The organism is Guptibacillus hwajinpoensis (assembly GCF_005144865.1).
Taxonomy (GTDB): Bacteria; Bacillota; Bacilli; order Bacillales; family Guptibacillaceae; genus Guptibacillus; species Guptibacillus hwajinpoensis_A.
Genome location: NZ_SWFM01000003.1, coordinates 401896 through 419657, shown reverse-complemented (window position 1 = coordinate 419657; position 17762 = coordinate 401896). Strand labels below are relative to the sequence as shown.

At 39.0% G+C, this 17762-nt stretch carries 18 protein-coding genes; all 18 read left to right on the top strand.

Going from position 1 to position 17762, the window contains the following annotated elements:
* Position 1 precedes the first annotated feature (1 nt).
* The 18 genes from FBF83_RS13060 (at position 2) to FBF83_RS12975 (ending at position 17750) form a co-directional block, all read left to right on the top strand.
* Positions 2-964: a PhoH family protein gene (locus tag FBF83_RS13060; protein ID WP_136947585.1), complete on the top strand. Its 963-nt coding sequence runs from the start codon at positions 2-4 to the stop codon at positions 962-964.
* A gap of 138 nt (positions 965-1102) precedes the next feature.
* The gene (locus tag FBF83_RS13055) at positions 1103-3232 is read left to right on the top strand and encodes an HD family phosphohydrolase (protein WP_338109129.1); all 2130 of its coding nucleotides are present in this window, start codon (positions 1103-1105) and stop codon (positions 3230-3232) included.
* Positions 3229-3702: an rRNA maturation RNase YbeY gene (gene ybeY / locus FBF83_RS13050; protein WP_136947584.1), complete on the top strand. Its 474-nt coding sequence runs from the start codon at positions 3229-3231 to the stop codon at positions 3700-3702. The genes FBF83_RS13055 and ybeY overlap by 4 nt, the downstream gene beginning before the upstream one ends.
* 22 nt (positions 3703-3724) lie before the next feature.
* Positions 3725-4075: a diacylglycerol kinase family protein gene (locus FBF83_RS13045; RefSeq protein ID WP_240688091.1), complete on the top strand. Its 351-nt coding sequence runs from the start codon at positions 3725-3727 to the stop codon at positions 4073-4075.
* Positions 4076-4086: 11 nt separating this feature from the next.
* Positions 4087-4485, top strand: coding sequence for a cytidine deaminase (locus FBF83_RS13040; RefSeq protein WP_136947583.1), 399 nt, complete (start codon positions 4087-4089; stop codon positions 4483-4485).
* Positions 4478-5386, top strand: coding sequence for a GTPase Era (gene era / locus FBF83_RS13035; protein WP_136947582.1), 909 nt, complete (start codon positions 4478-4480; stop codon positions 5384-5386). Before FBF83_RS13040 ends, era begins: the two co-directional genes overlap by 8 nt.
* Before the next feature lie 100 nt (positions 5387-5486).
* Positions 5487-5624: a YqzL family protein gene (locus FBF83_RS13030; protein ID WP_136947581.1), complete on the top strand. Its 138-nt coding sequence runs from the start codon at positions 5487-5489 to the stop codon at positions 5622-5624.
* A 42-nt stretch (positions 5625-5666) separates the two neighbouring features.
* Positions 5667-6416, top strand: a complete 750-nt coding sequence (gene recO / locus FBF83_RS13025) for a DNA repair protein RecO (protein ID WP_136947580.1) — start codon at positions 5667-5669, stop codon at positions 6414-6416.
* Between the two features lie 149 nt (positions 6417-6565).
* Entirely contained in the window at positions 6566-7207 is a 642-nt protein-coding gene (locus FBF83_RS13020; protein WP_136947579.1) for a helix-turn-helix transcriptional regulator, read from the top strand.
* A 14-nt stretch (positions 7208-7221) separates the two neighbouring features.
* Complete coding sequence (locus FBF83_RS13015) at positions 7222-8046, top strand: pyruvate, water dikinase regulatory protein (RefSeq protein ID WP_136947578.1); 825 nt, start codon at positions 7222-7224, stop codon at positions 8044-8046.
* 256 nt (positions 8047-8302) lie between these two features.
* On the top strand, positions 8303-8794 hold the full coding sequence (locus FBF83_RS13010) for a YaiI/YqxD family protein (protein WP_136947577.1): 492 nt from the start codon (positions 8303-8305) through the stop codon (positions 8792-8794).
* A 19-nt stretch (positions 8795-8813) separates the two neighbouring features.
* Complete coding sequence (gene dnaG / locus FBF83_RS13005; protein ID WP_136947576.1) at positions 8814-10631, top strand: DNA primase; 1818 nt, start codon at positions 8814-8816, stop codon at positions 10629-10631.
* A 46-nt stretch (positions 10632-10677) separates the two neighbouring features.
* Positions 10678-11793 (top strand): RNA polymerase sigma factor RpoD, encoded by a 1116-nt coding sequence (rpoD, locus tag FBF83_RS13000; protein WP_048308854.1) that lies wholly within the window; start codon positions 10678-10680, stop codon positions 11791-11793.
* A 568-nt stretch (positions 11794-12361) separates the two neighbouring features.
* Complete coding sequence (locus FBF83_RS12995; protein ID WP_136947575.1) at positions 12362-13501, top strand: acyl-CoA dehydrogenase family protein; 1140 nt, start codon at positions 12362-12364, stop codon at positions 13499-13501.
* Positions 13502-13557: 56 nt separating this feature from the next.
* The gene (locus FBF83_RS12990) at positions 13558-15201 is read left to right on the top strand and encodes an AMP-binding protein (protein ID WP_136947808.1); all 1644 of its coding nucleotides are present in this window, start codon (positions 13558-13560) and stop codon (positions 15199-15201) included.
* 217 nt (positions 15202-15418) lie between these two features.
* Complete coding sequence (gene cccA, locus FBF83_RS12985; RefSeq protein ID WP_136947574.1) at positions 15419-15781, top strand: cytochrome c550; 363 nt, start codon at positions 15419-15421, stop codon at positions 15779-15781.
* Positions 15782-15921: 140 nt separating this feature from the next.
* The gene (locus FBF83_RS12980; protein WP_136947573.1) at positions 15922-16632 is read left to right on the top strand and encodes a tRNA (adenine(22)-N(1))-methyltransferase; all 711 of its coding nucleotides are present in this window, start codon (positions 15922-15924) and stop codon (positions 16630-16632) included.
* Positions 16629-17750 carry a Nif3-like dinuclear metal center hexameric protein gene (locus FBF83_RS12975; RefSeq protein WP_136947572.1) on the top strand — a complete coding sequence of 374 codons (1122 nt, stop codon included), beginning with the start codon at positions 16629-16631 and terminating at the stop codon, positions 17748-17750. Before FBF83_RS12980 ends, FBF83_RS12975 begins: the two co-directional genes overlap by 4 nt.
* The last annotated feature ends 12 nt before the right edge of the window (positions 17751-17762 follow it).

Here is a 17762-nt window from a genome sequence, read left to right as displayed (position 1 = left end):
ATTGACAGAACGATACGTTGATCTTACATTACAGTTAGAGAATTCGAATGAAGCTCAAACTCTATTTGGTCCTGGAGATGAGCATTTAAAGATAATTGAGGAAGCCCTCGATGTGTCGTTAGTTACTCGCGGTGAAGGCATATCAGTAAAAGGCGACGAAGAAAAAATTGCGATGGTTAAAGAAGTCGTTATGACTCTTCATTCCCTCATTAAACGAGGTGCAAGTATATCCGGTAGAGATGTCGTATATGCCTGTCAGCTCGTGCAGCAGGGAATGCTTGATCAACTTCTTGAACTCTATCAAGAAGAGATTACGACCAATGCAAAAGGAAAGCCAATCAAAGTGAAAACGCTCGGACAGCGACATTATGTATCCGCCATGAAGAAGACCGATTTAGTATTTGGAATTGGTCCAGCTGGAACTGGTAAGACTTATCTTGCTGTCGTGATGGCTGTTGCTGCATTAAAATACAATAGGGTTAAAAAGATCGTTCTAACACGCCCGGCTGTAGAAGCGGGAGAGAGCCTAGGCTTTCTTCCAGGGGATCTAAAGGAAAAAGTCGATCCGTATTTACGCCCATTGTATGATGCCCTTCATGATGTTTTAGGAGTCGAGCAGACTACCCGTCTAATTGAACGAGGAACGATTGAGATTGCTCCACTTGCTTATATGAGAGGGAGAACGCTTGATGACAGCTATGTCATTTTAGATGAAGCTCAAAATACGACTTCACAACAAATGAAAATGTTTTTAACGAGACTTGGTTTTGGTTCGAAAATGGTCATTACTGGAGATATCACTCAAATTGACCTGCCAAAAGGAAAAGAGTCAGGACTAGCAGCAGCTGAAAAAATTCTTAAACGAGTTAAAGATGTTTCGTTTATTTATCTTCAACAGACAGATGTTGTACGTCATCCATTAGTTCAAAAAATCATTGATGCATATGAGCATGATACGAAATAAGCTTGAAGGCCCGTTACGTAACGGGTCTTCTTTTGCTCTTGTGAAGAACTTATTAAGGGAATCTCGTCCTTTTAATAGGAAATTCTGATAAAATATGAAGTAGAGTAATAGAAGGCTTGAACTTGTGAGGTGAAGCAATTGGTTGCGAAGATTAAACGTATAGTGCAGGATAATCTCCGTAATATAGAACGCATTAAAATGATTAAGTGGTCCCTTTACGGACTGATTGCCATCATTATGTATTTGACAATGCTTACGAATGTTATTCCTGAATCTCTTGACGTGTCCCTTTATTCTCGTGCCGATCATGATATTGCTTCACCTATTACGATTGAGAACAAAACTGCAACAGAAGACGAAAGATCAAAAGCTGCTCAGGTTGAGGCGAAATATGTATACCGTGATCAAGTAGCTCAATCTCAATTAGATAAGCTCAATGACTTATTCTCAGGCATTGAGAAGGTTAAGAAGAGTGATGCGGACAATGATTCTTCTATTCAAGAAGACTTAAAGGACTTGAAAGATCTGTTATCTGTTTCAATGGCTGATGAAATGAAAGACGAAACACTCGTTCCTTTATTGCAAGCAGAAATGTCGCAAGTAACCTTAATTAAAGAACTTACGCTATCTGAAGTGATGGAAGTTATGACTGATAGGGTATCAATCGATAATTTGGAGAAGTCTAAGAATGATGTTGAGGACCGCTTATCACTTACCTCTATACCGAATGATCAAAAGAAGGCAATGATTACTGTAGCACAACAAAGCATTATTCCTAACTACTTCCTTGATCCAGAACAAACTGAACAAAGCAGACAAGAAGCTATTGAAGCCGTTCAGCCTGTCATGATCAGAGAAGGACAAATCATTGTTGAAGAGGGGGCAATGATTAATCGTGAGGTCATGGAGCAGCTTCGATTGGCAGGATTGCTCGATGATGGTTTCGATGCAATTCCTTATGTTGGTCTTGCACTTCTAGTTCTACTACTTACCGGTTATTTGTACTATTTCTTCCAGGACGTTAGATCACGTGTCCGCACATCCAATACAAATTTATTTATTATCGTATTGATTTACTTTAGTACACTGCTAGTTCTCAAATTAACTAGTTTGTTGCAGGGGATTGAACTGCCAGGCATTGCTTATATCGTTCCTGCTGCAGTAGGAACCATGCTTATTAAAATGCTATTTAATGAGCAGCTCGCAATAGCTTCAGGTCTACTTTTTGCCGTATGTGCTGGAGTGTTTTTTAACGGAGAAATTACTGGTCCGATGAATGCTTCTCTAGCTTTCTATGTTCTAATGAGTTCCTTATCTGGAGTGTTTTTCCTCGGAAAACGTAATCATCGTGCAAACATCCTGAAAGCAGGATTACTGGTCTCATTGATAAACATTGTTTCTGTGGCTATATTATTAATGTTGAAAAATGGTCAGTACAGCGGTGTGGAGCTAACTTATCATATGGTATTTGCTTTTCTGTCGGGATTTCTATCATCTATGTTAACGCTTGGATTAATGCCATTTTTTGAAGCTGGATTCAGAATTATTTCAACAACACGACTTATTGAGCTTTCCAACCCAAATCATCCACTTTTGAGGAAAATCCTTGTTGAAACGCCTGGAACATATCATCATAGTGTGATGGTTGCTAATTTGTCTGAGGCGGCATGTGAATCGATTGGAGCTAATGGGCTTCTCGCAAGAGTCGGGGCGTATTATCATGATATTGGTAAAACAAAGCGACCTCATTTTTTTATTGAAAATCAGATGAATATGGAAAATCCGCATGATAAAATTTCGCCACATTTAAGTAAAACCATTATTATTTCTCATGCTACTGATGGTGCTGAAATGCTAAGAAAACATCGTTTACCAAAAGAAATAGTCGACATAGCAGAACAGCATCACGGGACAACATTGTTGAAGTACTTTTATTACAAAGCTAATGAACAAGCAGGTCAGTCTATATCTGAAGTTGATTTTCGATATCCTGGTCCAAGAGCACAAACAAAAGAAGCTGCCGTTGTAGGAATTGCAGATTGTATAGAGGCGGCAGTTAGATCCATGAATAAGCCAAATCCTACAGCTATTGAATCGCTCGTAAGAAAAATCATTACAGAACGTCTAGAAGATGGGCAGTTTGATGAATGTGATTTATCATTGAGAGAATTGGATCTTGTAGCAACAACTATACTAGAAACGTTAAATGGAATTTTCCATAGTCGCATTGAGTATCCAACAGAAATTAAAAAGAAGGTGACTTTATGAACCTGACAATTGACTTTAATGACGAAACAAACTCCATCACAGAAAAACAATTTAAAATGCTTGAACAGCTGGTTAATCATGCTGCTAATGAAGAAGGCGTTGAGTCTGGTAGTGAAGTGTCTATTATGTTTGTAGACAATGACAAGATTACTGAAATTAATCGTGATTACCGTGGAAAGGATCAGCCCACAGATGTTATATCATTTGCACTTGATGACGAAGAGGAGGGGGATGAACCAATTATTTTTGGTGAGCATCTACCTCATCTATTAGGTGAAATTGTAATATCAGTGGAAAAAATAGCAGAACAAGCGAATGACTATGGACATAGTTTTGATCGAGAGCTTGGATTCTTAACTGTTCACGGCTTTCTTCATTTACTCGGTTATGATCATATGACCGATGAAGATGAAAAAGAAATGTTCGAAAAACAAAAGGTACTTCTTGAGCAATATGGCCTCACGAGGTAATGGATCGCGGTTGTCACGATTTTTGCACAGCTTCAATTATGCATCACAGGGTTTTCGCTATTTAATCCGTAATGAACAGAATTTCTTATTTCACCTTATTGCAGGTGGCTTGGTTCTGCTAGCTGCGGTATTACTTGGTTTGTCTATTATCAAAATAACAATATTACTAACTGTAATCGGTGCCATGTTGAGTCTAGAGGCAATCAATACCGGAATTGAGCGATCGATCGATTTAATAACGGAAGAAGAGCATCCTATCGCCAAAACAGCGAAGGATGTATCGGCAGCAGCCGTCTTTCTTTTTGCGATCGTATCAGTTATAATCGGTATCCTTCTCTTTTTTGAACCGATTACTCATTTGATACAGTCATAAGGAGGATATTTATGGATAAGCAAATGTTGATTGAAGAAGCTAAAAAGTCGAGAGAAATGGCTTATGTTCCATATTCTAAGTTTAAAGTCGGTGCAGCTCTACTTTCTGAAGATGGAACGGTATTTGGTGGTTGTAACATTGAGAATGCTGCTTACAGCATGTGTAACTGTGCTGAACGTACAGCGTTATTCAAAGCATATTCAGAAGGACATAAGAAGTACAAAGCCATCGCTGTTGTAGCAGACACCAAGCGTCCTGTCCCGCCATGTGGTGCATGTAGACAGGTTATTTCTGAACTATGTGATCCTAACATGCAAGTGATTTTAACGAATTTAGATGGAAAAATACATGAATTAACCGTCAGTGAACTCTTACCTGGCGCATTTTCACCGGAGGATTTGAATGAGTAAAGATGTTTTTAAATCGGGGTTTGTCTCAATTGTCGGCAGACCTAATGTTGGAAAATCTACCCTATTAAATGAAGTGATCGGACAAAAGATTGCCATTATGAGTGACAAAGCTCAAACAACTCGTAATAAAGTACAAGGCGTTTATACAACAAATGATGCACAGGTTGTTTTCATTGATACACCAGGAATTCATAAGCCAAAACACAAGCTAGGCGATTTTATGATTAAAATGGCCCAAAGCTCTTTAAATGAAGTAGATCTTATTTTGTTTGTTATCAATGCAGAAGAAGGCTACGGCGCAGGCGATCAATATATTATTGAGCGACTTCAAAATGTTGAAAGTCCTGTTTTCCTTGTCATCAATAAAATTGACCAAGTTCATCCTGAACAACTATTTCCAATGATTAATTTCTATAAAGATAAATACCCATTCGCTGAAATTGTACCCATCTCTGCCTTGCAAGGTAACAATGTTAATACATTGCTTGAACAGGTAGTTGACTATCTAGAAGAAGGGCCACAATATTATCCAAGCGATCACGTGACAGATCACCCTGAACGCTTTATTGTTGCGGAACTTGTAAGGGAAAAAGTTCTTCATCTAACAAGAGAAGAGATCCCTCATTCTGTAACTGTAGTAACAGAACAAATGATAAAGCGAGAAGGTTCAGATGTCATTGATATCCATGTGACAGTTGTGGTAGAACGATCTTCTCAAAAAGGCATCATCATAGGAAAACAAGGTAAGATGCTGAAGGAAGTTGGCAAGCGTGCAAGGCAGGATATTGAAGCACTTCTTGGTTCACGCGTGTTTATGGAGATTTGGGTGAAGGTTGTAAAAGATTGGCGCAATAAACCTTCTTCTTTACGAGATTACGGTTACCGAGAAGATGACTATTAAGATAAATTTTGTTAAATATTCCATCACATAAACAAACAAGTGTAAGGTCAAGCTATAGGTAAGAGGAAAGCTTTTTACAAACTGAAAGGTGGGATCTTAAGTGTTAGAGTTTACCTGGAAAATATTTTGTGAAACGGGAAACATCGATACTTATCTTCTTTTGAAGGAAATGCAAACACCGAACGATGAAGAATGTGATTCTCTCGCCGATGTGGAAGAAGCAACTCGCCTTACTTGACCTTTTGATGGAATATTAACAAGAAACGGTTGGTGAAAGTTCTTGTTAAAAAAGGTTGAAGGAATTGTGATTCGAACCGTGGACTATGGTGAAACAAATAAAATACTCACGCTTTATACTAGAGAGACGGGTAAGGTTGGCGTCATGGCAAGAGGCGCAAAAAAACCAAAAAGCCGTCTTTCTGCTATTTCTCAACTTTTTGTGTACGGACAGTATCTATTTCAGCATACTTCAGGTCTTGGTGGACTTAATCAGGGAGAAATTATTGACTCTTTCCGTTCCATCCGCAATGACTTATTTCTTACATCGTATGCAGCGTATGCAGCAGAGCTTGTTGATAAATTAACAGAGGAAAGAAAGCCCAATCCGTACTTGTTTGAAATGCTATATCAGGTTCTCCATGCTCTTGATGAAGAAAAGGATCCAGAGGTTGTGTTATTTATCTTTGAATTGAAAATGCTACGTGTAGCCGGGATTACACCTCAATTAGATCGCTGTGCAAATTGTGGTTTGAATGAAGGGAAATTCCATTTTTCAATCAATGAGGGTGGTTTGCTTTGTCATCGGTGTCTATCCGTAGATCCATATCATATACCTATGACGAAGCGTACATCAGAACTTCTTCACCTTTTCGCTCATATTGATCTCAGTAGGTTGGGAAATATCTCATTGAAAGAAGAAACAAAAAAAGAAATTAGACATATTCTTAATTTGTATTTTGATGCATATTCAGGTCTATATTTAAAGTCAAAACGATTTTTAGACCAGCTGGACCGTTTTAATCTTGAATGAAGAGCCCATGAGATATGGGCTCTTTATTCGTTTTTATACGAATTTGAAAACGAAGAATACTATCGTTTTTCTAAAATTAGGCTGAGTACTTTCGTCTAGATGGTATAATCGTATATAATAATGAAAATAAAGTATAACATTATAAGAAGGTGGTGAGTCATATCCAACTTAATAATCGACAGGAAACAATTCTTCAAATTGTCAAAAATGAAGGCCCGATAACAGGCGAGCATATTGCTGAGAAGCTTAGCTTAACAAGAGCAACACTAAGGCCGGATCTTGCAATCCTAACAATGGCTGGCTATCTTGACGCGAGACCCAGAGTAGGATATTTTTATACTGGTAAAACGGGATCGCAGCTTCTAACTGAAAAAATCAGAAAAATTAAAGTGGATGATTATAAGTCTATTCCAGTAGTGGTACAGGAGAATGCAAGCGTTTATGATGCGATTTGTTCTATGTTTCTAGAGGATGTAGGGACTTTATTTGTGGTGAATGAGCGCGCGCACCTAGTAGGAGTACTATCAAGGAAAGATCTTCTAAGAGCTGCACTTGGCAAGCAGGATTTAGAAAGCATTCCAGTAACTATTATTATGACAAGAATGCCTAATATTACGGTTTGTTCTAAAGATGACCTTTTAATAGAAGTAGCAAACCAATTAATTGAAAAACAAATTGATGCCTTGCCAATTGTAAAAGAAGTAGAGGATGGGATCGAGGTAATCGGTCGAATTACTAAAACGAATATCACTAGATCTCTTGTTGATCTTGCCAAAGATGAAATTATTTAGCATAGGAGGTTTTTATGACAAATACAGCTAATCGAGCAATTGTGTATGTTATATCAGATTCGGTCGGTGAAACAGCAGAGCTAGTAGTAAAAGCAGCTACTAGCCAGTTTGATCCCACTGACTTTGATGTACGAAGAGTACCATATGTAGAGGATACCGCTACAATTCATGAAGTAATGACGCTTGCGAAAGAGACAAAGGCAATTGTTGCTTTCACGCTGGTTGTTCCAGAATTGCGTGACTTTCTTCTTGAGGTCGCAGGTAGAGAGAATATTCACGCAGTTGATATTATAGGCCCAATGATTGACCACATGGAAACTGTGATAGGGAAAGCCCCTCGCAATGAGCCTGGACTTGTACATAAGCTCGATGAGGATTATTTTCGAAGAGTAGAAGCGATTGAATTTGCTGTAAAATATGATGATGGCAGAGACCCACGAGGAATTGCTCTTGCTGATATTGTATTAGTTGGTGTTTCACGAACATCTAAAACGCCATTATCCCAATATTTAGCGCACAAACGATTAAAAGTTGCAAATGTTCCTATCGTACCGGAAGTTGATCCTCCAGAAGAGTTATTTAATGTTGCGGAAGGAAAATGCTATGCTTTGAAAATTAGTCCAGAGAAATTAAACAATATTCGTAAAGAACGCTTAATAGCACTTGGACTTAATGCAGAAGCTAGCTATGCTAATATGTCGCGTATTAATGAAGAACTGGAGTATTTTAATTCGATCATTAATAAGATGAATTGTCAGGTGATTGATGTATCAAATCGTGCCGTAGAGGAGACAGCGAATTTAATTTTAAGTCTTTATAAAGGCAAACATTCTTCCTAATAAAATAATTTCTTAAATGGACCATCATCGACATGAAAAAAATGATACGATGATGGTGTTTTTTTATGGTTTTTATCTGTTCAATTTAATTAATTTAGTATATAATCAAATATTGTCAATAAAAATTGTCTATAATCATAAAGTAAGGCTTTTAGATGAATTGTCAGATTTATTAAATAGTCTGAACTAAAATTCTGAAAGTTAAAACATAAATCTCAAAAGAAGGATAACTCAGGGAGATGTAGAATAGAGAATTATGACGAAAAAGAAACTGACGCTTTTTGTCGATGCAGATGCCTGTCCAGTTCCAGTTAAAGAAGAAATCATGTCTTTTAACAAAGCTTTATCAGATGTTGAAATTATTTTTGTTGCTTCTTATGCTCATATGAGCACAACATTCAGAGAAGCGAAGTGGGTTATGGTAGACTCTGAGAAGGAAGAAGCAGATCTCTACATTCATCGCCATTCGAGCAAAGGAGACATTGCAGTGACTCAGGATTATGGGTTAGCAAGCCTGCTACTGCCTAAGGGTGTATTTGTTCTTTCTCCGCGAGGAAAAAGTTATACCGAAGAGAACATTTCAACTCTTCTACATACTCGGTACCTTGCTTCTAAAAGTAGGAGGGCAGGAAAGCACACAAAAGGTCCTCGTAAATTCACTGGTGATGATCGAGTTCAATTTCGAAAAAAATTAATTGAAATTTTGTCGAATTATGAAGGAGATTATTTTTATTTGTCGAAATTATAAAACCTGTTGGTGATAATTAATGAGTGGCAGAATCCCAGAAGATAAAATTGAAGCGATTCGCCGTTCCACAGACATCGTTGATGTGATTAGCGATTATGTCCAGCTGAAAAAACAAGGAAGAAATTTCTTTGGCCTTTGTCCTTTTCACGGCGAAAGCACTCCTTCTTTTTCAGTAGCACCTGATAAACAAATCTATCACTGCTTTGGGTGCGGCACAGGCGGTAACGCTTTTTCGTTTTTAATGGAAATTGAAGGGTATAACTTTATAGAGGCCGTTCAAGTACTTGGACAGAAATCAGGTATTGAATTGCCTGAAGTCCAAGATCGAGAGAGCAGTGGGTCAAAAGCATCGGAAAACGATGTGATATACAAAGCGCATGACTTCCTTGCTAAGTTATACAATCACTGTATGGTGAAAACTCCTGAAGGAAAAGGAGCTCGTGAATACTTAAATAATCGAGGCTTTACAGATGAAATGATTGAAGAATTTCAACTAGGCTTCGCACCTGATTCTTGGGATTATGCAACGAGCTATTTACAGAAGAGAAATTATCCTCTTCCTAAAGTAGCGGATGCAGGTCTTTTAGCTAAGAGAGAGTTTGACGGCAAGTATTTCGATCGTTTTAGAAATCGCATTATGTTTCCAATATGGGATCCAAAAGGTAGACCTGTTGCTTTCGGTGGTAGAATCATTGGAAACGGTGAACCAAAGTATTTAAATAGTCCAGAGACTGCTCTCTTTCAAAAAGGAAAGTTTCTCTACGGTTTTCACCTAACTCGTTCAGCAATTCGCATGAAAGATCAAGCAATTCTTCTTGAAGGATATGTTGATGTGATTACTGCTTACGGGAATGGGGTACAAAATGTTGTAGCAAGTCTTGGAACAGCCTTAACGAAAGATCAAGCTAAACTCATCAGAAGACAAACCGAAACCGCAGTAATTTGTTATGACTCTGATAAAGCGGGTACTCAGGCTGCAATTAGAGCTGCAGATGAATTAATTGAAGCTGGTTGCTATGTGAGAATTGCTAAAATGCCTGATGGACTAGATCCCGATGACTATATCCAAACATACGGAGCAGAACGTTTTGAGAAGGATGTAATAGGGGCAGCGCCAACGGTTATGGCTTTTAAAATGGAGGTTCTCAGATCAGGAAAAAACCTATCAGATGAAGGAGAACGAATCCGCTATATCGAAGAAGTACTTAAAGAAATTAGTGGCCTCACGAAAGCTGTTGAAAGAGATCATTATCTTAGACAGTTATCAGAGGAGTTCTCGCTTTCACTTGATGCATTAAAGCAGCAGGTATTCCAATTTCACAAGGAGGGGAAGAATAAGAAGGATAATGCTCCTCCAAAAAGGGATAATAATGCTAGGAAAAATTTCTATGTGAAGAAAAAACTCCTGCCTGCCTATCACAATGCAGAACGAATTCTGCTTGCATACATGATGCGTGACTTGAATGTAGCAGAAAAAGTGCAGGAAGAGGTTGGCGGTTCGTTTAATATTGATGAGCATAGTGCGATCGCTGCTTACTTGTATAGCTTTTACGCTAATGGACATGATGCGGATGTTAGCCAATTCATGGAGCAGCTTACTGATCCTAACCTTGTCAAAATTGCTTCTGAATTGGCCATGATGGATTTAAATGAAGACGTGTCGGATAAAGAACTTCAAGATTACGTCCGACAGGTGTTAAATTATCCAGAATGGATAAAGATAGAAGAGAGAGAAAAAGAGAAAAAAGAAGCGGAAATGAAGCAAGACTTTGTCCAGGCAGCTAAGATCGCCATGGAAATTCTCGAGATGAAGAAGAATATTAAAAAATCATTTTGAGAAATGACTATCTTTATTGTTGAGATGTATGGAAGGAGGGGATCGAATGGCTGAAAAACCAACTCGCCAGCCGGCGGAAGGTGAATTAACCATCGATCAAGTGAAAGAGCAGTTAGTAGAGCTTGGAAAGAAAACAAGCTTAATTACTTACTCTACGATCGTAGAACGGTTGTCCCCGTTTGAACAGGATTCCGATCAAATGGATGAATTCTTTGAATATCTAGAGGAACAGGGTGTTGAAGTTATCGAAGATAATTCTGATAACCCTTCGCCTCAAGAAGTTAATAAAGAAGAAGAATTTGATTTGAACGACTTGAGTGTTCCTCCGGGTGTCAAAATAAATGATCCGGTTCGTATGTACCTTAAAGAGATTGGCCGAGTAGATCTTCTTTCTGCAAAGGAAGAGATCAGTTTAGCACAACGTATCGAAGAAGGTGACGAAGAGGCTAAGCGTCGTCTCGCTGAAGCAAACCTTCGACTTGTTGTTAGTATTGCGAAAAGATACGTTGGACGAGGCATGCTCTTCTTAGATTTAATTCAAGAAGGTAATATGGGTCTTATTAAAGCAGTTGAGAAATTCGATTATCGAAAAGGGTACAAATTTAGTACGTATGCAACGTGGTGGATTCGTCAGGCAATTACACGAGCAATTGCAGACCAAGCAAGAACCATCCGTATTCCGGTTCATATGGTCGAAACAATTAACAAATTGATTCGAGTTCAGCGTCAACTTCTTCAAGACCTTGGACGCGAACCATCTCCTGAAGAAATTGGTAAAGAAATGGACCTTTCTCCAGAGAAAGTGCGTGAAATCCTGAAGATCGCTCAAGAACCTGTCTCACTTGAAACACCTATTGGTGAAGAAGATGACTCTCACCTTGGTGATTTTATTGAAGACCAGGATGCTCTTGCACCATCAGACGCAGCCGCTTATGAGCTTCTTAAGGAGCAGCTGGAGGACGTACTCGATACCTTAACAGATCGAGAAGAAAATGTTCTTAGACTGCGCTTCGGACTTGATGATGGACGTACTAGAACTCTAGAAGAGGTAGGACGTGTATTTGGTGTTACCCGTGAGCGAATTCGCCAAATTGAAGCGAAAGCACTACGTAAGCTTCGTCATCCAAGTCGTAGCAAGCGACTTAAAGATTTTCTGGAATAGATTGAATATCCTCTCCGTCTGCATTTGCAGGCGGAGAGTTTTTTTGAGGAATTTTAATCGTTATAAAACATGGCTCTTTTCTAAAAGATTGGTGCTTTTGAAAGAAGTTTTGTATAAAGAACCACACTTAGCTAATTGGAGCGGAAGGATGCTCGACTCCTGCGGGATTAGCGGGACAGGTGAGACCCCACAGGAGCGTTAGCGACGAGGAGGCTCACCGCCCGCCCCGAGGAAAGCGAGCATCCTGAAGCGGAAACCCTCTCACTCTTATAGCAACAATGTTTACGAAAGCAGCCTAAAACATTAAATGTATAAACGAGTCCATACGTAAGCGAATACATTTCTTGTCATTTATTTTACTGATTTTTCATTCGTTTTGCAAATCCGCCTTTTTCCTTGAAAAGCGCACATGCTTATAAATAAAGGGTTTATTAATAAATGAACAAAAAAATAATATATTTAATTATTTTTATTTTCTAAAATGTTGAAAAAATAATTACTTAAAGAGATAATGAAATGTAAGCGCATTCACATTATGGAGTAGTTATTAACAGGAGGTTATTTTTACATGAACTTTGACTTGACGAAAGAACAAAAGATGATTCAAAAAATGATTAGAGAATTTGCTGATGAAAAGGTTGCACCTGGTGCTGAACAAAGAGATAAGGAAAAGCGATTTCCAAAAGAAATCTTTCAGCAATTGGGCGATCTTGGAATTATGGGTCTTCCGTTTCCTGAGGAGTATGGTGGAGGCGGTGCCGATACAATCAGCTTTGCAATAGTTGTAGAAGAGTTAAGTCGAGCATGTGGTTCGACAGGTATTACGTATTCAGCACATGTTTCGCTTGGTGGAGCGCCACTTAATTTATTTGGTACTGAAGAACAAAAACAAAAATATCTTGCTCCCATTTGCTCAGGTGAATCTCTTGGTGCGTTTGGACTAACTGAACCTAATGCTGGATCTGATGCGGGTGGAACAGAAACAGAAGCTGTCATGGATAACGGAGAATGGGTAATCAACGGAAGTAAATGCTACATTACAAATGCTTCATATGCTGATCACCTTGCCTTAACTGCTATTACAGATCGTAAAGATGGTAATAAAGAAATAAGTGCAATTATAGCGCCTACATCAGCCCCAGGCTTTAGGGTAGTCGATAACTATGAAAAGCTAGGACTTCATTCTTCCAATACAACGGAACTAGTTATGGAAGACGTAAGAGTGCCAGAAGAGAATTTGCTCGGTAAGCGAGGAGACGGTTTCAGACAGTTCCTTATTACCCTTGACGGAGGACGTATTGGAATAGGTGCAATGGGAGTTGGAATTGCTCAAGCGGCTTATGAGAAGGCGTTACAATACGCAAATGAAAGGAAACAATTCGGTCGCGCAATTTCAAGGTTTCAAGCGATCCAATTTAAGCTCGCTGATATGGCGATGAAGATTGAACTAGCACGTACAATGGTATATAAAGCGGCTTGGTTAAAAGATCAGGGCAAAAAATTTACTAAGGAAGCATCGATCTGCAAACTTTATGCATCTGAAATATGTATGGAGGTTTGCGATCAAGCGGTACAAATACACGGCGGTAATGGTTATATGCGTGACTACCATGTAGAGAGGTATTTCAGAGATGCAAAGCTTCTTGAAATTGGAGAAGGTACTTCTGAGATTCAGAGGATGGTAATTGCTCGTGAAATTGGCTGTTAAACTGAACGAGCGCTCGGTTAGCTAAGATTATAGATAGGGGTGTGTCTATGACAGAAATGCTACATGAGACAATAGGCTCGATGCTTGAAAGGCAAGTAAAACAATTTGGATCAAGAGAAGCTGTCGTTTACTCAAAAGAAGAGGTTCGTTATACATTTAATGAATTTAATGAAGAAGTTAATCGGACAGCAAAAGCCTTGTTACAGTTAGGTGTTACAAAAGGAGAACATATTGCAGTATGGGCAACGAATGTGCCAGAATGGCTCCTGCTTCAATTTGCAACAGCTAAGATTGGAGCGGTTTTAGTTACTGTAAACACGAATTACCAGACAACAGAGCTTGAATATGTTTTGAAGCAGTCTGAAGCAACTCGGTTGTTTTTAATTAGTGGATTTAAAGGAACCTCTTATCCTGAAGCATTTCTAAAGCTTCAAAAAGATGGCGATTACGTAGTGAATGGGAAATGCGCCATTGAAATGCTCCCACATTTAGAGGATGCTATTTTCATTGGCAATGATCCACATCCTTCATTTCTAGGATGGGATATGTTCATGGGCGAAAGTCGTTCAATTAGTGATGACGAGTTAGCCAATCGAAAAAAAGAGCTGCAACCAGATGATGTAATTAACATGCAGTACACTTCAGGGACTACTGGTTTTCCGAAAGGCGTTATGCTTACTCATTCGAATATTTTAAATAATGGACATCAAATTGGACAATGTATGGAACTCACTGAAAATGATCGTCTTTGTATACCAGTTCCATTTTTTCACTGTTTCGGGTGTGTGCTAGGGACACTTGCTGCTTTTTCTGCAGGAGCGGCAATATTTCCGATCGTTGAATTTGATCCAGAACTGGTCCTGAAAACGGTAGAAAAAGAACAGTGTACAGCACTACATGGTGTACCAACCATGTTTATTTCTGAGCTTAGTCTACCTGGATTTGACTCTTATGATTTAAGCTCACTTCGAACTGGGATAATGGCAGGAAGTCCATGTCCAATTGAAGTAATGAAAAAGGTTATGAACCATATGAATATGTCAGAAATCACAATTGCATATGGTCAAACAGAGTCTTCACCAGTTATCACCCAAACAAGAACCAATGATCCGATTGACTATAGAGTGAATACGGTAGGTAAAGCACTGCCAGGCGTGGAAGTGAAAATTATTGATCCTGTAACAGGCAATGAAGCAGAGCATGGCTTTACAGGTGAATTATGTACAAGGGGATACCATGTCATGAAGGGATATTATAATATGCCTGAAGCGACAAATGAAGCAATTGATGATGAAGGATGGCTTCATACAGGTGACCTTGCGAAAATGGATCAGAAGGGCTATGTACAGATAACAGGACGGCTAAAGGATATGGTGATACGTGGAGGGGAGAATATTTATCCACGTGAAATTGAGGAGTTTCTTTACACACATCCTGCTGTACTTGATGTTCAAGTTATCGGGTTGCCTGATGAAAAATACGGTGAGAAAGTCGTTGCTTGTATTCAACTCAAAGAAAATGAATCAGTTTCTGAAGCAGATATTCGATCGTATTGTGAAGGGGAAATCGCTAGGTATAAGATTCCTAGTGATGTATTTTTTGTAAATGAATACCCTATGACCGCGTCGGGTAAAATTCAAAAATACCTTCTCAGGGAATCTGCAGCTGATTGGGCAAAGAATAAGACAAAAACCATGTAAGTATAAATGGAAGGCATCAGTGATTGTGCTGATGCCATTTTGTTTTATCGTTAAAATTTGCTATGATAGAAGCAGAGTGAAAACTATGACAAATATGTGATTTGCCACGGTTCCCCTTTTCATTCATAGCGTTTTCAAGTAAAATAAGTTATGATTTGTTTACTCTTACATAATTGGGGAAAACGACATCAGCGAATCGGTACAAGGAGGAAAAGAAATGAAAAAAAATCCGCTTATCCCATTTGCGTGGACAGCAGTTATTGGATTAATTCTCATTATTGGTGTTTCTTTCTGGGCATTGCAACAGGGTGGCGAGGAAAGTGCTGAAGGCCATGGTGAAAAGCAGGAGCAAGCTGAGGCAGCAGCACCTGAAGAAATTTATGCTCAGAACTGTGCTTCCTGTCACGGTGGGGACCTAGGAGGCCAAGTAGGGCCAGCTCTAACTGCAGTTGGAGGAAAGTATTCCAAAGACGAAATTCTCGGAATTATCAAGAATGGTAAAGGTAGCGGAATGCCTGCTGGACTTATTGAAGGCGAACAGGCTGAGGCAGTAGCGAAGTGGCTTTCTGAGAAAAAATAAGAAGAAAAAGAAGCTTTCTGTGAGAACAGAAGGCTTTTCTATTTGTATTTCATACTAGACCTCTCTGTACTCTTTTATGTTAAGTCCGATACTGAGAGGGTAAACTAAACTAAAGAAACTAGATAAGTAGTGGTGAATAAATGAACGATAAATTATTATCAGAAAGACTTAAACTAGTGGCGAACTATGTTCCTGTAGGAAGTAGAGTTGCAGATATCGGTTCAGATCATGCATACTTGCCGTGTTATTTAATGAATCATAATCGAATTACTGGTGCAGTTGCAGGTGAAGTCAATGAAGGACCTTACCAATCTGCAGTTAGTCAAGTGAAAAGAAGTGGGTTTTCTAATCAAATTGCTGTTCGGAAGGGGAATGGACTGGAAGTTCTTTCTCCAGGAGAAGTCGATGTAATTACAATTGCAGGAATGGGAGGGCAACTTATCCGCGATATATTGCTCGGTGGTCTCGAGAAACTAGAAGGCGTGAAACGTTTAATACTTCAGCCTAATGTTGCAGCTCATCTTCTACGTGAACGACTTTCCGACTTGAATTGGGAGCTTGTAGAAGAATCCATCATAGAGGAAGATGATAAAATTTATGAAATACTAGTATTCGATGCAGGTAATGGGAAGAAACCTTACGAAGGATTTGATGGAAAGGAACTTCAGAAACAATTACTTGCTGGCCCAATTTTAATGAAAGAGAAAAACGATGCGTTTATGAAGAAATGGCAGAATGAGTTAAAGAAACGTGAACGTATTCTTCTCTCACTAGAACGTGCAGAGGGAATCTCAGAAAAAGAGGCACAAGTGAAAAATGAACGTGACTTGATTAAGGAGGTACTTTCATGAGTAAGCTAGCATCAGGTCAGGCTATTATTCAGGAATTCGAGTCCTGGTCAAAAAAGAAATATGCAGAGGATGGCGATCCAATCGGTTTGCAGGTTGGAAGTCTAAATAAGAAGATAAATAAAGTAATGACTGCTCTAGATGTCTTGCCAAATGTGGTAGACGAGGCAATTAGAGAAGGTGTGGATTTGATTATAGCTCATCACCCGATTCTATACCGCCCCCTTAAGAAAATAAACTTAGATACTGAACAGGGAAAGATGATTGAAACATTAATTAAGAACAATATCACTGTTTATGCAGCGCATACGAATTTGGATGTGGCTCCTGGTGGAGTAAACGATATGCTTGCTGACGCACTTTCGTTAAAAAATACGAAAGTTCTTGTAGAAACGTTCCAAAACCATTACAAGAAAATAGCGGTCTTTGTACCGGCCACTCATGAGGAAGAAGTAAGAGAAGCACTTTCAAACGCTGGGGCTGGCTATATTGGTGCATATAGTGACTGTACATTTAGTTCGGAAGGCACTGGGAGATTTAAGCCGACAGAGGGGACAACCCCATATCTTGGAGAAACTGGAAAATTGGAAGCAGTAGAAGAAATGAAGATAGAAAGTATTTTCCCTGCTGACTTGCAGAGTAAAGTACTACGAGCGATAACAAAAGCACATCCCTACGAAGAAGTAGCTTATGACATTTATCCGTTGGAGAATGAACCAGAGAAGCTTGGACTTGGAAGGATTGGGTACTTAGAAAATGATATGACGCTTGAGGAATTTGCTAGCTTCGTTAAAGAGAAGCTAGGGGCTAGCGGTGTGCGAATTGTTGGTGATCTTCAATCAACGATTAAGAAAGTAGCTGTACTGGGTGGAGATGGAAATAAATTTATAAATGCTGCTCGTTTTAGTGGTGCAGATGTTTTCGTGTCCGGGGATATTTATTACCATGTAGCACATGATGCGATGATGGAAGGTCTCCAAATAATCGACGCTGGTCATAACATTGAAAAGATTATGATTGAAGGCGTACAGAAGAAATTACAATCGTTTGTTAAAGAGAAGCATTATGATACTGAAATCATTGCATCTAAAGAAATAACGGATCCTTTTCAATTTAGATAATAAAGACAGAGA